The sequence below is a fragment of the Cryptosporangium minutisporangium genome (assembly GCF_039536245.1).
GTDB lineage: Bacteria > Actinomycetota > Actinomycetes > Mycobacteriales > Cryptosporangiaceae > Cryptosporangium > Cryptosporangium minutisporangium.
The window spans coordinates 175,095-189,804 of the sequence record NZ_BAAAYN010000017.1; the positions used below are offsets into that span (position 1 = coordinate 175,095).

Annotated in this window: 14 protein-coding genes; 3 read left to right on the forward strand and 11 right to left on the reverse strand. The window is 70.8% G+C overall.

Features of this window, described 5'->3' with window-relative positions:
• Window positions 1-41: 41 nt before the first annotated feature.
• A complete protein-coding gene (rlmB, locus tag ABEB28_RS12630; protein ID WP_345728233.1) occupies window positions 42-1,019 on the reverse strand; it encodes a 23S rRNA (guanosine(2251)-2'-O)-methyltransferase RlmB in 978 nt (325 codons plus the stop codon).
• Window positions 1,020-1,047: 28 nt separating this feature from the next.
• Window positions 1,048-2,424: a cysteine--tRNA ligase gene (gene cysS, locus ABEB28_RS12635; RefSeq protein ID WP_345728234.1), complete on the reverse strand. Its 1,377-nt coding sequence runs from the start codon at window positions 2,422-2,424 to the stop codon at window positions 1,048-1,050.
• 153 nt (window positions 2,425-2,577) lie between these two features.
• On the opposite strand from cysS, the gene ABEB28_RS12640 reads away from it, so the two are divergent.
• From ABEB28_RS12640 to ABEB28_RS12650, 3 genes are all read left to right on the forward strand, one after another.
• Window positions 2,578-3,093, forward strand: coding sequence for a SigE family RNA polymerase sigma factor (locus ABEB28_RS12640; RefSeq protein WP_376980302.1), 516 nt, complete (start codon window positions 2,578-2,580; stop codon window positions 3,091-3,093).
• On the forward strand, window positions 3,090-4,172 hold the full coding sequence (locus ABEB28_RS12645; RefSeq protein WP_345728236.1) for a hypothetical protein: 1,083 nt from the start codon (window positions 3,090-3,092) through the stop codon (window positions 4,170-4,172). The genes ABEB28_RS12640 and ABEB28_RS12645 overlap by 4 nt, the downstream gene beginning before the upstream one ends.
• Window positions 4,173-4,386: 214 nt before the next feature.
• The gene (locus ABEB28_RS12650) at window positions 4,387-5,151 is read left to right on the forward strand and encodes a hypothetical protein (protein ID WP_345728237.1); all 765 of its coding nucleotides are present in this window, start codon (window positions 4,387-4,389) and stop codon (window positions 5,149-5,151) included.
• A gap of 257 nt (window positions 5,152-5,408) precedes the next feature.
• On the opposite strand, the gene ABEB28_RS12655 is transcribed toward ABEB28_RS12650, so the two are convergent.
• The 9 genes from ABEB28_RS12655 to ABEB28_RS12695 form a co-directional block, all read right to left on the reverse strand.
• Window positions 5,409-6,359 carry a TolB family protein gene (locus ABEB28_RS12655; protein WP_345728238.1) on the reverse strand — a complete coding sequence of 317 codons (951 nt, stop codon included), beginning with the start codon at window positions 6,357-6,359 and terminating at the stop codon, window positions 5,409-5,411.
• A gap of 136 nt (window positions 6,360-6,495) precedes the next feature.
• Window positions 6,496-7,068, reverse strand: a complete 573-nt coding sequence (locus ABEB28_RS12660; RefSeq protein WP_345728239.1) for a nucleotidyltransferase family protein — start codon at window positions 7,066-7,068, stop codon at window positions 6,496-6,498.
• A gap of 54 nt (window positions 7,069-7,122) precedes the next feature.
• Window positions 7,123-8,256, reverse strand: a complete 1,134-nt coding sequence (gene bar / locus ABEB28_RS12665) for a barbiturase (RefSeq protein WP_345728240.1) — start codon at window positions 8,254-8,256, stop codon at window positions 7,123-7,125.
• A gap of 14 nt (window positions 8,257-8,270) precedes the next feature.
• The gene (locus ABEB28_RS12670; protein ID WP_345728241.1) at window positions 8,271-9,191 is read right to left on the reverse strand and encodes a carbamate kinase; all 921 of its coding nucleotides are present in this window, start codon (window positions 9,189-9,191) and stop codon (window positions 8,271-8,273) included.
• 198 nt (window positions 9,192-9,389) lie between these two features.
• Window positions 9,390-10,886: a carboxyl transferase domain-containing protein gene (locus tag ABEB28_RS12675; RefSeq protein WP_345728242.1), complete on the reverse strand. Its 1,497-nt coding sequence runs from the start codon at window positions 10,884-10,886 to the stop codon at window positions 9,390-9,392.
• Window positions 10,887-11,091: 205 nt separating this feature from the next.
• Window positions 11,092-11,790 carry a hypothetical protein gene (locus ABEB28_RS12680; protein WP_345728243.1) on the reverse strand — a complete coding sequence of 233 codons (699 nt, stop codon included), beginning with the start codon at window positions 11,788-11,790 and terminating at the stop codon, window positions 11,092-11,094.
• 136 nt (window positions 11,791-11,926) lie between these two features.
• Window positions 11,927-13,183: a HipA domain-containing protein gene (locus ABEB28_RS12685; RefSeq protein ID WP_345728244.1), complete on the reverse strand. Its 1,257-nt coding sequence runs from the start codon at window positions 13,181-13,183 to the stop codon at window positions 11,927-11,929.
• On the reverse strand, window positions 13,176-13,454 hold the full coding sequence (locus ABEB28_RS12690; protein WP_345728245.1) for a helix-turn-helix domain-containing protein: 279 nt from the start codon (window positions 13,452-13,454) through the stop codon (window positions 13,176-13,178). The genes ABEB28_RS12685 and ABEB28_RS12690 overlap by 8 nt, the downstream gene beginning before the upstream one ends.
• Window positions 13,455-13,533: 79 nt before the next feature.
• Window positions 13,534-14,706 (reverse strand): CaiB/BaiF CoA transferase family protein, encoded by a 1,173-nt coding sequence (locus ABEB28_RS12695; RefSeq protein WP_345728246.1) that lies wholly within the window; start codon window positions 14,704-14,706, stop codon window positions 13,534-13,536.
• Window positions 14,707-14,710: the final 4 nt, after the last annotated feature.

Genomic DNA, 14,710 nt, shown 5'->3' on the forward strand with positions numbered 1-14,710 from the left:
ATCCGCTTCCACGAGCTCCGTGGAAGCGGATTCGACGTGAATCAGCGCGGAAGGCGGCGCTGGCGCGCTACCTCGGCGAGCAGCACGGCGGCCGCCACCGATGCGTTGAGCGACTCGGTGTCGGCGGTCATCGGGATCGACACCCGCTGGTCACAGGCCTCGCCGACCAACCGCGACAGCCCGCGTCCCTCGGAGCCCACCACGATCACCACCGGGTCGGTGCCCACCTCCAGGTCGTCGGAGGTCACCTCGCCGTCGGCGTCCAGACCGAGCACGGTGAACCCCTCGTCCTGCAGCGACCGCAGCGTCCGGGTGAGGTTCGTGACGCGAGCCACCGGCACCCGAGCCGCCGCACCGGCCGACGTCCGCCACGCGGTGGCGGTCATGCCCGCGGCACGACGCTCCGGAAGTATCACGCCGTGGGCGCCGAACGCCGCAGCCGAGCGCACCACCGCACCAAGGTTGCGCGGGTCGGTGACACCGTCCAGCGCGACCAACAACGGCGTCCCGGACACCGACGCCAGCACCTCCGGCAGGTCGGCGTAGGCGTACGGCGGCACCTTGAGCCCGATGCCCTGGTGCAGCACTCCCCCGGTCATCCGGTCGAGCTCGGTGCGGCTGACCTCGATGATCGACAGACCCCGGTCGCCTGCGGTCTGCACCGCCTCGTTGATCCGCTCATCGATGTCGACGCCGAGCGCGAGGAACAGCGCGCTGGCCGGGATCTCCGCCCGCAGCGCCTCGACCACCGGGTTGCGGCCGACGAGCAGCTCGGCGCCCTCCCGAGAGCCCTGCGCACGCCGCCCGGGTGCCGTACGCGCCCGCTCGGAGCCGGGCGAGGGAGATCGCCGAGCCGCTGCCGCCGACTTCTTGTGCGCCTGGTGCTTGTACCGGTCGACGGCCTTGGGCGTCGGCCCCTTGCCTTCCAGTGCCTTACGACGCTGGCCGCCCGAACCGACGACTGCGCCCTTCTTGGTGCCCGCCTTGCGGCGGTTGGGGCGCTGGCTGTTGCCGGGCATACGTATCGCTTTCGATCGAAATGGAGAGCTACAAAGACCAGCGGGGACCCGCCGGCGTGTCCTCAACCACGATACCGGCGTCCTTGAGCTGATCCCGGATGCCGTCTGCGGCACCGAAGTCCTTCCGCGCCCGGGCAGCCTGACGCTGTTCCAGCGCCACCGCCACCAGCGAGTCGACGACGCTCCGCAGGTCCTCCGACGCACCGTCGTGGGCAGTCCACTGCGACGGGTCGAGTCCGAAGACCTCGAGCCCGCCCCGGACCTCGGCCAACGCCGAGCGCACCGCCGCATCGTCCCCGGTGGCCAGCGCCGCGTTCCCGGCCCGCACCGCCTCGTGCACGGACGCGATCGCAGCCGGCGTGCTCAGGTCGTCGTCGAGCGCGTTGACGAACGCCGGCGACAACGAGGTCTCACCGGCCCCGACCCGCTCGACTGCCCGCTCGACGAAGTTCTCGATCCGCCGGTACCCGACAGCGGCCTCGAGCAGCGATTCCTCGCTGTAGTCGATCGTCGAGCGGTAGTGCGGCGTCGCCAGGTAGTAGCGGAGGTCGACGGCGCGGACCAGACCCAGGACGTGCGGCAGGTCGATCACGTTCCCGATCGACTTGCTCATCTTCTCCGGACCGAGGTTCAGCAGCGCGTGGTGCACCCAGTAGTTCGCGAACCCGAATCCGGCGGCCTTCGACTGGGCGATCTCGTTCTCGTGGTGCGGGAACACCAGGTCGAGGCCGCCACCGTGGATGTCGAACGTCTCGCCGAGGTAGCGGCCGGCCATCGCCGAGCACTCGAGGTGCCAGCCCGGACGGCCCGGGCCCCACGGCGTCGGCCAGGACGCGGTCGCCGGCTCTTCGGGCTTACGGCTCTTCCACAGTGCGAAGTCGCGGGGGTCGCGCTTGCAGTGCTCGTCCGTCCCGTCGCCCTGCACGTGGTCGAGCCGCTGCCCGGAGAGCGCGCCGTACTCGGGGTAGGAGACGACGTCGAAGTACACGTCACCGTCGGCCGCGTACGCGTGACCACGCTCGATCAGCGTGTGCATCAGCTCGATCATCTCGGGCACGTGGCCGGTCGCCCGCGGCGCGATCGTGGGCGGCTGGCACCCGAGGGTCGCGTACGCGTCGGCGAACGCGCGCTCGTTGGTGTACGCCAGGGCCCACCACTCGAGGCTGCCGGCCTTCGCCAGGATCTTGTCGTCGATGTCGGTGACGTTCTGCACGAACGTCACCGCGTAACCCGACCGGGTCAGCCACCGCCGCAGCACGTCGTAGTTGACGGCCGAACGCAGGTGCCCGATGTGCGGAGCGGACTGCACCGTCGGACCGCACAGGTAGATCCCGCATCGCCCCGGCGAGAGGGGGACGAACTCGCGGATCGACCTGCTGGCAGTGTCATGGAGACGGAGCGTCACGCCGCGCGATTCTACGCGGACCCGAGACCGCGGTGCCTCGCCCGGACCAGTACCCGACACGGAATCCGGACGTTGCCGCAACCCCGAGGACTCCCAGCCCCCTCTTAAGAGGGCAGGCACCCGGCGAAGTCAGTGCTCCGGAGAGGGATGGGCGTGGCCGACCAAGAGGACGAGGAGTACCACGAGTACGTCCGGTCCGCGCTACCGGCGTTACGCCGGCTGGCCTACGTCCTCAGCCAGGACGGCCACCGCGCCGACGACCTGGTGCAGAGCGCGCTGGTGAAGCTCTACCTGCGCTGGGACCGGGCACGCACGGCCACCAACCGGGACTCCTACGCCCGGACGGTGCTGATCCGGGTGTTCCTCAGCGAACGCCGCACGGGCTGGGCCCGGCGCGTGGTGCTGGTCGACCATCTCCCGGAGAGCATGGTGACCGGCCCGGATCCGGCCGCCACGCTGGCCCTCCGGGCCGCGTTGGCGACGCTGCCCGCGAAACAGCGCGCCACGTTGGTCCTCCGTTACTACGCAGACCTCTCGGTGGACGAGACGGCCGAGGCGCTCGGCTGCCCGGCGAACACGGTGAAGAGCCACACCGCACGGGGTCTCGCGGCACTGCGCCGATTACTCCCCGACGAGTCCTACCCCACCGAGACGAGGAGTGGACGATGAACGAAACGACACTCCGGACCTTGTTGCACGACGTCGCGGCGGAGACGCCGGAGACGACCGCAGTGGACTCCTACCTGGCGGCCGAGACCGCCCGGCGTCAGCTGCGCTCGCGTCAGCGGCTGGTGACCATCGGCGCGGCGGCGCTGGTCCTGCTGGTGACGGTGGCGGCGGTCGTGGTGGCAGCGGTGGTGCGCGACCGCCCAGCGCCGCCTGTCGTTCCCGGTCCCAAGCCGTCGGCACCCCCAGCTCCCACCGCGTTCGACCCGGCCGACACCCGGCTGCAGATGGGCTTCCTGCCGCCGGGGTTCGACCGATGGGTGAGGCGGCTGGAGAGCCCGGGGGTCCGCTTCCAAACGACCAAGGACAACACCTCCGGTCGAGAGATCGACGTCTACCTGGCCGCACGTGGAGCACGGTTGGCCTCGGCCCCACGCATGGATGGCTTCGCCGAACCCACCGACCCGAACCCGGACGACCGAATCGCCGGGCCCACGGTCAGAGGACGCGAGTCGACCTGGTTCCCGCGGGACATCGCCGCCGGGAAAAACCGGGCGGGCGAATTGCGGTTCACCTGGGCTCCCGGCGCGCTCGGCTCGGTGACGCTGTGGGACGTCGGCGACGCGATGAACGTCGCCGCGAAGATCGCCGAAACACTCCGCGTGGACGTTGGTGTCCCAACCGCGCTCCCGTTCACGATGATCCGCCCGAAGGTTCCGCTCACCCGGCTGGAGATCGCGCACTACGACCGGTACAGCGCGCCCGACGGTGCCTCCGCGTTCAGTTTCGTGTACTCGGCGAAGGACGAGGTCGGGCCGGGCATCGACATCCAGGTCGACACGGTGACCGCTGCGCTGTCACCCGACCGGAGGATCGGGCCGTGGCAGGTCGACACGGTCAACCGCAACGGCGCGACCTCCTACAGCTTCCAAGCCGAGCCCGAGACGTTCGTGCAACTTCGGCCCCGGGCGGAGCGCAGCTCGGCGGAGGAGATCCAAGCGGCGCTGAAGCTGACCGAGGACATCATTGCGAGCTTCCGGATGACCGGAAAGATGCGCCATCCGTCGACGTGGAGGTCCTAGGACGCATGACCCGGCAACGGCTGATCCTTGCAGGCGCAGCGGCGCTCGTCCTGCTCGTGACCGTGACCGCCACTGTGCTGACAGTCGGTTTTCCGAGCGCCCCGCCCCACCGGCCGAACCCGCGCCGGTACCGGCGCAGGCACCGGCCGCCTTCGACCCGCTACGGACGAAGGTCACCCCGACCTGGCTGCCCGACGGCGTCGACCGCTGGAAGGTGCACATCGAGGCCGGCGGCGTGACGTTCTCCGCCGGTTCGACCCCCGACATCGACAACGTGTACGTCTACTTGGCGGCCCGGGGCGGTGGAGTGCAGTGGGGTGGCAAGCTGCCTGATTCGGTCCCGACCGAGCGACCCAACCCGACCAGTGAACCGGGTCCGACGATCCGAGGCGCGAAGTCGACGTGGTGGCCGAACGGCGACCATACGTTCGCCGCCTACGCCGGTCACTTCGGCCAGCTGGACTTCGTCTGGGCCGAGGGGGCGAGGGCGATCGTCGTGATCAAGGACCTGCCGGACGGGCGGAACACCGCGATCCGAATCGTCGAGTCGCTCGGTGTCCAACTCGGCGTCCCCACCGGCGTTCCGTTCACGTTCGCGAAGCCGAAGGTGCCGCTGCTGCGGATCGACATCACCCACTGGAACAAAGTCGGTTCGGCGTTCCGCCTGTTCTTCTGGGAGCGGCGAGGCATCGGGCCGGGTGTTCAGATCGACGTCGCGACGAACCCGGCGGCCGGGCTGACGCTCGAAACGCCGCTCGAGGACATCGGGCCGTACCAGGTCGAGCATCGGCCGATCATGCAGACCGGCTTCGAGACCTTCCGATTCGCGCCGCGGAAAGACGTCCTGGTCGCGATGGAGAGCCGTCCAGAAGGATCGGTCGCGACGAACTCGGTTCCCGCCGCGCAACTCGCCTCGCGCACGATCAAGAGCTTCGAACTGACCGGTGATCTCCAAGACCCGTCGACCTGGAAGTCCTGAACGACAGTCGGGCCGGCTCGGAGTGTTCCCCCGGACCGGCCCGACCTATGACGCAGTGACTCTGTGGCGTGGTGTCGAGTTCTCGAGCGATCACCTCCTCGAATAGCCGGGACTAAACCTGTGGCCGCGACGGCGGGTGCCGACGCTCGGGTGGCCGAGTCGAACCGTTCGGGCTCGGGGCCGTCCGACGCGAAACCGGACGACGAGCCGACGGGCGGCGGAAGCCGGTGAAGGCGCGTGGAGTCCTCATGTCCGGATCACCTCCAGCTGGTCGGGTAACCGACGGCGTTCAGCGACTTGGCGGCGGTGCCATCGGACTTGGCCTTCATCACCCGCGGTTCGCTCTCGGTGGCCTGCGCCCACGCGGCGTAGGCGATCGCGGTTCCGGTCGGCGCCCACACCGTGTCCTGCTCGCCGACGCCCTTCGTGCGGGTGATCTGGCGGGCGCCGCTGCCGTCCGCCTTCATCGTCCAGAGGTCGTACGTGTCCGCAGCGGTGGCGTGGCTGAACACGATCGTGGTCCCGTCCGGGCTCCACGCCGGGCTGTTCTTGTCCCCACCGTTCCGGGTGAGCGCGGTCTCGCGGGTGCCGTCGACCCGGACGACGACCACCTCGTGGTTGTACGGCTCACCGCTGCGCTCGTCGACCTGGCCGCGGGTCACCGCGAAGCGGTTGCTGTCGGGGGCCCAGCTGATGCCGGTGCCGTAATAGAAGCCGTCGCGGCTCACCTTGCGCGCGCCGGTGCCGTCCGCGTTCATCACCCAGATCGCGCCCTGCGTCTGGTACGCGATGCGCCGACCGTTCGGCGACAGCTCGGGGCCGAACGCTTCGCTCTCCAGCGAGGTGAGCTGGCGGCGGTTCGAGCCGTTCGCGTCCATGATCCAGACCTGCGCGCCGAAGCCCGTGCGGCCCTGGTCGGAGTAGACGATCTTGCGACCGTCCTTGGAGTACGCGCCGTACTTACGCTGGAAGACCTCGCCGGCCAGCAGCGTCTTGGTGCTGCCGGACGCGATCTGGTCCATGTCGCGGCCGTTGTCGACCAGCAGGCGACCGTCGCTGTTCGCGGTCCACGCCGACCCGGCCGGGTGGCCCGCCTGCGGCTGCGCGGCCTGGGCCTGCGCGGCCAGGGCCGGGCTGGTCAGGGCGAGCGCCGCCCCGACGAACGCCGTGCCGACCGACGCCGTCGCCCGAAGCCCCGTGTTGATCATCCGCCGCATGGTTGCTCCCCCGTAGCTCGCCCGGTGTCCGGGCTGCGTGCACCCTTCGCGCTACCTGTCGGCTCCGGCGCGGCACCCTTGCAGGTTTTCGTCCGGTTATCTTGTGGTATAGCGCGGATCACACTTTTCAAACGAGAGCGTCGGGGGTATCGACGTCGTCCGGGCGACCGGTGTCGTCGCACGCCACTGGAGTGATCAGGCCCCTGTTCGCGGCGAGGAACGCGCGGGCACCGACGTCACCGACGGCGGTGGCGGCCACCGCCGCCCAGTGCTCGGCCCCGAGCAGCACCGGATGGCCACGTTTCCCGCCGTAGGTAGCGGTGACGACCGTGGCACCGCCCCGGTACGCCGAGATCAGCCTGCGGACGGCGTCGGCCCCGAGAAAGGGTGTGTCGACCGGCACGAGCACCGCAGCGCCGGCTGTGCCGGCCTTGCCGGCCGCGGTCAGGCCGACGCGGACCGAGGACCCCATGCCCTCGGCCCAGCCGGGATTGTCGACGACCGTCGCGTCATCGACGCTCAACGGCGCGGCACCGGCGACCACGAGGACGCGGTTGCAGCCACCGTCGCGCAGCAGGCGCACCGCCCGGTCGACGAGGCGATCACCCCGGTACTCGACCAGTGCCTTGGGCCGCCCGAACCGACGCCCGGCCCCGGCCGCCAGCACGATCCCGACCACGTCAGCCGCACCGTCGTCCACGGCGCCGAACGTAGCGGAGCCCGGGCCCGACCGGGGCCCGGGCTCCGACGAGACTCAGCCGCGGTAGCCGGTCGGCTCCCCCGCACCGAGGTCCACGATCGCAGCGACCGGGCCGCCACCGTCCGGCCCCTGGTGCGCGGCCGACACCGAGACGAACACGGCCGGGTCGCCGGTCACCGCCGCGGTGACGCCGCCGACCGTTGCCTTGATCTGGCGGTGCCAATGCACGTCCGAGTCGTCGAGCATCGCGTTGCGGCGGCCGCGCACGACGCCGTCCTGCGAGACCTCGCACTTGAGGAAGACGTTGACGAGCTTCCCACCGAGGTCCGACGGGTGCGGACGCTCGGGCAGCTCCAGACCGGCGCTGCGGATCGCGTCCCAGATGCCGTCGGCGTCCAGCGCGTCCTTCATGACGCCGTGCCCGATCCGGTAGCGGCCACCGACGCCCCGGGCGTTGCCGACGACGACCACCTGGGCTTGGTCGAGCTCGACGCCCGAGGAACAGGACGCCACCGACGAGTAGAGCGACCGGTCGTGCATGACATCCGCGTCGGTCGGCATGTCGATCTCGCCCAGGGCCACCGCGATACCGAGTGCGGTGGTGCCGTTCGAGAGGTCCATCGACTCGTGGGTGTGCTCGGTCCAGACCGTCTTGCCGCGGCTCTTGGCGTCCCGGATCGTGTGGATCGTCAGCAGCGGGGTCTTGGTCTGGACGTAGTGCACGTCGGCGGGGTCGGTGATGCCGGCCCGCTCCATCGCGACCTTCACCGCGGCGGCGACCTTCTCGACCATCGCGACGCGACCGATGTCCTCGGGCAGCAGCACGTCGCTCATCGCGAAACCGACGGTCAGCCGCGGCTCGTCGGTCTTCTCCGCCTGCTCCGGCGGGATCGTCGCGAACACGGTGGCGTGCGGGGAGAGCACGCCGTCGGTGCCGCCGGACCAGACGATCGGGATCTGCTTGACCTCGTCCGCGCTACGAGTGCCCTTCTCGACGAGCACCTCGCGGAACGCCCGGTCGGCGATGATCCGGGTGTAGTCGTTGACGCCGCCGTTGCCCTCGGTCTTGCCGATGACGGCGATCACCCGGTCGGCGTCCAGGATCTTGTCGTCGATGAGCTGAGCGAGGCCCGACGCGTCGCTGACGTTCAGAATCGGGACCTTGCGAACTTCAATGGCGTCGGGCACTGGCTCTCCTTCAGTCATTTCGGGGTTACTACCGTCCCCACGGTGCTGTGGACGGCGTCCGCGATGGAATCGAGCGACGTGATCACCGAGCGGCCACCATTCTCGGCGAACCGGCAGGCGGCTTCGACCTTCGGCCCCATCGACCCGGACGCGAAGTGGCCCTCGGCGGCGAGCCGACGGAGCTCGACCACGTCGATTTCGCCGAGCGGACGGGCTTGCGGGGTGCCCCAGCCGATCACGGCGGCCTCGACGTCGGTCGCGATCACCAGCGTGTCAGCGCCGAGCGCGTGCGCCAGTAGGGCCGCGCCCAGGTCCTTGTCGATGACCGCCTCGACGCCGCGCAGCCGACCGTCGGACTGGCGGACGACCGGGATGCCGCCACCGCCGTTGCAGACGACGACGTACCCGGCGCCGAGCAGCGTGCTGATCGCCGGAGCGTCGACCACCGCCCGGGGCTCGGGACTCGCGACCACCCGCCGCCAGCCGCGCTCCCCGCGGTCCTCCCAGAGCTGACCGTGCTGGATCATCACCGCGGCCTCGGCTGCGCTCAGGTACCGACCGATGGGCTTGGTCGGGTTGACGAAGCCGGGGTCGTGCGCGTCGACCAGAGAGCGGGTCACCAAGGCAGCGACGGGTCGGTCCGGCAGCCTGGCCTGCAGCTCGTTGAGCAGGACGAAACCGACCGTTCCCTGGGTCTGGGCACCGCACCAGTCGAGCGGCACCGGCGGCACCACGTGGGCCGCCATCTCGTTCTTCACGAGCAGGTTGCCGACTTGTGGGCCGTTCCCGTGGGTGAGTACGACCTCGGCGCCGGTCGCGACCACCTCGGCGATCGGTGCGGCGGCGCGGCGGATGGCCGCGATCTGGTCCTCGGGACGGGCACTGCCGTCGGCCGAGGTCATCGCGTTCCCACCGAGAGCGATCACGACCCGCATCAGGCGAGCGTAGGAACGATTCCGTCCCTGGACATGGTCAACACTCGCCCAAAGAAGCTCCATCTTTCGGCAGACGCCCAGATGAGCGTCCGCATCGTGCCCCGGCCCCGGGCGACGGGGCGCCGTGCCCGGCAATTTTTCGGGAAGACCACCTCTCCGGGCGCCCTGAGAGGTGGTCTTCCCGAAAATCGGGACTAGCTAGCCGCCGATGCGGCGGTAACGATCGGTGCGGGCGGCGACCCGGCCTTCCGGCTCCTGGTCCAGCAGGCCGACCAGTTCGTGTTCGATGACCCGCCCGAGTCTGGCCAGGAACGCCTCCGGCTCGTCGGCCGCGTCCGGTCGCTCGGCGACGATCCGGTCGACGATGCCGTTCGCCAGCAGGTCCCGGGCCCGGACGCCCTGCGAGGACGCCATCTCCGGTGCGCGATCGGTGGTCCGGTGGACGATCGCCGAGGCTCCCTCCGGCGGCAGCGGCGACAGCCACGCGTGCTCGGCCGCGATCACCCGGTCGGCAGGCAACAGCGCGAGCGCCCCGCCGCCGGTGCCCTCCCCCAGCAGGACGCAGAGCGTCGGCGTCGGGAGGTCGATCAGATCGGCCAGGCACCGCGCGATCTCCCCGGCCAGCCCGCCCTCCTCAGCCTCTTGGGACAGTGCGGCCCCGGGCGTGTCGATGATCGTCACCAGCGGTAGCCGCAGCTCCTGCGCCAACCGCATGCCGCGCCGCGCGGTGCGCAGCGCCGCCGGGTCCAGCGGGCTGTCCGCCGTCTGCCCGCGACGGTCCTGCCCCAGGACGACGGCGGGCGCCGCACCGAACCGCGCGAGGGCGAGCCGCATGCCCGATCCGGTCTCGCCCTGCTGCGTACCGTGCAGCGGGATCACCGGCTGTGCCGCGTGCTTCAGCAGCCTGCGGACGCCCGGCCGGTCGACCCGGCGGGAGCGCGTCACCGACTCCCACGCGGGCACGTCAGGAAGGTCCTCGCGGGGGACGTCGGAGGGGCGAGGGAGCCCGCTGCGGGGCGAGCAGAGGATCTCCAGCGTCCGCGCGGCAAGATCGGTGACCTGCTCGGGCGGGAGCACGGCGTCGACCAGGCCGTGCGCGAACAAGTTCTCGCCGGTCTGCACTCCGGCCGGAAACTCTCGTCCGTTGAGCAACTCGTACACCCGCGGGCCGAGGAAGCCGATCAGCGCCTCCGGCTCGGCGACCGTGACGTGACCGAGCGAGCCCCACGACGCGAACACACCACCGGTGGTGGGGTGCCGCAGGTAGACCAGGTACGGCAGACCAGCGGCCTTGTGCGCGGTCACCGCGCGGGTCATGTTCGCCATCTGCAGGAACGCAACCGTGCCCTCCTGCATGCGGGTGCCGCCTGAAGTCGGCGCGGCGATCAGCGGCAGGCCCTCCCGAGTGGCCCGCTCGACGGCGGCGGCGACCCGACGGGCGGTGGCCACGCCGATCGAACCGGCCAGGAACCGGAACTCGCCGACGACCACGGCGACGCGGCGTCCGCGCATCCGACCGGCGCCGGTGAGCACCGCCTCGTCGACGCCGGACTTTTCCCGAGCGGCCGCGAGTGCCGCCCGGTAGTCGTCGTCGGCGTCGACCGGGTCGGTGACCGGCTCGTCCCACGACTCCCAGCTGTCCTGGTCGAGTGCGCTCTCGATGAGTTCCCGGGCAGAGAGCCGGCGTCGGGTCACGGATCCTCCTCGGCGTCGTGGAGACGTCTCATCCTGCCGGGTCAACGGCTTCGGGATCGTTCCAGACCGATCGATGTCACAACGCGGGCCTCGGCGGGGCGTCCCCCGACGTCGAATCGGGGTCCACGACGCCCGTGGACCCCGATTTTGGTTGTCGGCCCCGAAGAGCGCGCTGCTCGTCGCTTAGGGGCGACGGAAGCGGCGCTCAGGACTCGTCGTCGCCCTCCAGCCGCCGGCTCGCCTCCTCGGCCTCCTCGCGGGTGGCGTAGCGCGGCTCGGCGAGGTCGTAGAGGAGTTCGTCCTCCTCCTCGCTGATCAGAAGCTCCTCCAGATCGACGCCGGGGCCGACGATGTCGTCGGGCTCCAGCGGCGCCGCGGTGTGGTGCACGGTCATGAAGCCGCTACCCGGCTCCAGCTCGGGCACGTCCAGCGCGGGGAACGTGGCGCCGGAGAGATGGAAGAGCTCGTAGATCGCCTCGCCGACGCCGGTCACCGGCTCGGCCCCGTGCGGGTCACCGTCCCAGGAGCGGATCCGGGCCAGCTGTCCGGCGCGGACCAGCGCCTCCGGGTCCGCGATGCGGTAGTCGTACCGGGCCCGGACGGTGATGGTCATCGGCGGCGTCGCGCCGGGATCCACGCCGTTGTGCGCGTGCTCGTGGTCGTCCTCGAGTTCGTCCTCGTCGAAGTCGTCTTCGTCCAGGTCGGCGAAGACGGGGCCCCAGCCGGACGTTCCGAAGATGACTTCCTCGTAGCGGCGGGCCGAGGTGCGGAGCGCCTCGATCGCCGCCAGCGCGACCCGGACCGGAGCGTCCGGGTCGACCATGACCGCGGCGTGCCGCCGGATCTCTTCGGCCAGCACCTCGGCGGCCGCGGCGACATCCTCGTTGGAGAAGGCGTTCGACATGGCGCAGACCCTACGAGAACGGTTGCCGTGCTACTAACGGCGCGCCCAGCACTGAGCTCATCGGGCCCTTCGCGACCACCCGCACCGCCGCCAACGACGCGCAGGAGTGAACACCGCCACGTCGCGGGACGAGGTTTCAGAGCGACCCCAGGAGTTCCTTCGCTCGGTCGCGCGTTCGCCGCACCACGTCCGCCGGAACGTCGCCGACCGCAGCCGCCGCCCGGTCGACTGCCTGACCCGCGCCGTGCAGCATTCGCTCGATCTCCCCCGACGCAACCGGCGCCGGCATCCGCCAGGTTCGCGCTTCGGCCAGCAGGTCGGCGCCGGTCACGGCGTCGACTTCCCAGACACCGTTCACCGACATCGCCAGCGATGAGCTGAGCGGCGCTTCCCCCGGTCGGACCGTGAGCAGGGTGGTCGGTACCAGGTCGTAGAGCGGCGCAAGGCGCCGATCCCGGGGGCTCCGGTAGGCCATCGAGAAGTTCCGCGCGTGCGCGTCGGCATTGCCGATCAGGACGGTCAGGACGGCCGCATGCAGTAGTCGGACGAGGTCCACCGGCGGTTCCGAACTGACCGCACGCAGAGCGAAAGCGGCGTCGACGAATCCCGGACCCCCGTCGGCCTGGTACTTCGCCACCGGCGACCGCCCCAACGCCTGGCAGAAGTCTTCCTGGTGGATCCGGAGAACTCGGCCGTCCTCCCCGACTCGGCGGTCGAACCGGCTCACTGCGAGCACCGGCCGTCCAGCAACCTCGACGACGTCGGCGTCCGCGACCGTCATGCCGAGTTCGCGAGCGACGGCTAGCCCGAAAGCCTCCAGGCGGGCCAGCCCGGGGAACCGCGCCGGTTCCGGCTTGAGGATGTGAGTGGACGGCGCCCCGTCGACCGGCCGTGCCCACCGGCCGTCGGGCAGTCGAGCAACCAGCAGTTTGTCCTGCAGCCCGGCGAGCGAGAGGCGAACGTGCGCGTCCACACCGAGCGGCGCGGTCCCGAGCGAGGCGACCTCGGCTGCTAGCCGCTCGTCGTCCAACGGCTCGGCCTCGGCGAGTGAATCGGTCGGTGTCTCCCCGGGCGGCAGCAGGGCGACCGCTCCCGCGCAGTCGCGTCCGATCGCGCGCAGCAGTCCGAACACGTGACCTCGGCGGACACCGAAACGCTGCTCGATCCGCGTCCGCATCTCCCCTTCCGGCAGCAAGCCTTCGAGGTAGGGCGCGACCGCGCCGGGCGGGTAGTGCGCGGAGCGCACCGGCAGCGCCGCGGAGACGAACAAGGCTCCCTCTCGCACGGCGTCCGGCGTGTAGGTCAGCCGCAGCCGGTCGCCGCCCACGTCGTCGAGGTCGGCCAGGTGACGGCCGCCGAGCCAGACCGCAAGGCGGAACCGGGCGTCAGGCATCGTCGTCCGTTGACGGCTCGACCGGCGCGCCGCGGGGCACCAGCACGATCTCGTAGCCCAGCAGACCCACGAGGTCGAGCAGCCGGCGCACCTGGGCGCTCACCTGTCCGGTCTCGAGCAGCCCGACGTACTGGCGGTGCAGTCCGGTCCATTCGCCGAGTTCCTGCTGCGTCATGCCGCGTTGCTTACGTATATCGGCGATGGCGGCACCCAGGTCCTCCGGCGTGCCCACCCGCCGGACCATCACTCCGCTGCCCTGATTTTCGGTCATTGCGCCTCAGGATAGCTGATGCAAGGATTTTCTTGCATCGGCTACCCAGGCGCCAGATGCCCGGAAATCCGGGCACCGGCTACGGCGTCTCGTCGAGCCAGGCCAGGACCGACTCGGTGTGCTGGCCGAGCGTCGGCGGCGAGGCGTGGCGCTCCCGGCCGCCCGCGTAGGCGTTCGCGTCGAACCGCAGCGGCGGGCCGGGCAGCGTGATCGACCCGAGCACCGGGTGATCGACGTCCACCAGCAGGCCCTGCGAGCGGGTCTGCTCCCACTCGTAGACGCGGTCGAGCGTTCGCACCTCCCCCGCCGGGATGCCGATCTCGGCCAGCTTCGGCAGGAGATCTGCGAGCGCGTACGACGCGAACACCTCGTCGACGGCCTTGATCACGTCGTCCCGCCGGCGCACCCGATCCGGGTTCGTGGCGAACTCCGGCCGGTCCAGCGACGGGAACGCCGCGATGAACCGACGCCAGAGCGCCTCGCTCCCCACCGAGATCTGCAGCGAGCCGTCGGCGCAGTGGAACAGGCCGTACGGCGCGATCGACGGGTGATGGTTCCCGGACGCCGTCGGCACCTCCCCGGCGACCGTGTACCGCGTGCCCTGGAACGCGTGCACGCCGACGATCGCGGCGAGCAGGCTGGTGCGCACCACCCGTCCGCGCCCGGTCTCGTTGCGCTCGTGCAGAGCCGCGACCACGCCGTAGGCCCCGTACATGCCGGCCAGCAGGTCCCCGATCGGGACGCCGACCCGGGTCGGTTCGTCCGCCGACGGCCCGGTCAGCGACATCAGACCTGCCTCGCCCTGCGCGATCTGGTCGTAGCCGGCCCGCCCGCCCTCCGGTCCGTCGTGCCCGAACCCGGTGATGCTCAGGACGACCAGCCGGGGATTCAGAGCATGGAGCCGCTCGACGTCGAACCCGAGGCGGTCCAGCACGCCCGGACGGAAGTTCTCGACCAGGACATCGGCCCGCTCGACCAGACGCCGGAGTGTGTCCCTCCCGAAATCCGACTTGAGGTCGAGCGTCACCGACTCCTTGTTCCGGTTGCACGACAGGAAGTACGTCGCCTGCGGGTCGTCCTCCGGGCCGACGAACGGCGGTCCCCAGGAGCGCGTGTCGTCACCGCCGGTCGGGTTCTCGATCTTGATCACCCGAGCGCCCAGGTCACCCAACATCATCGCGGCGTGCGGCCCGGCGAGCGCCCGGGACAGGTCCACCACCAGAACGCCGTCCAACGGACCGTTCGACCCCACAGCG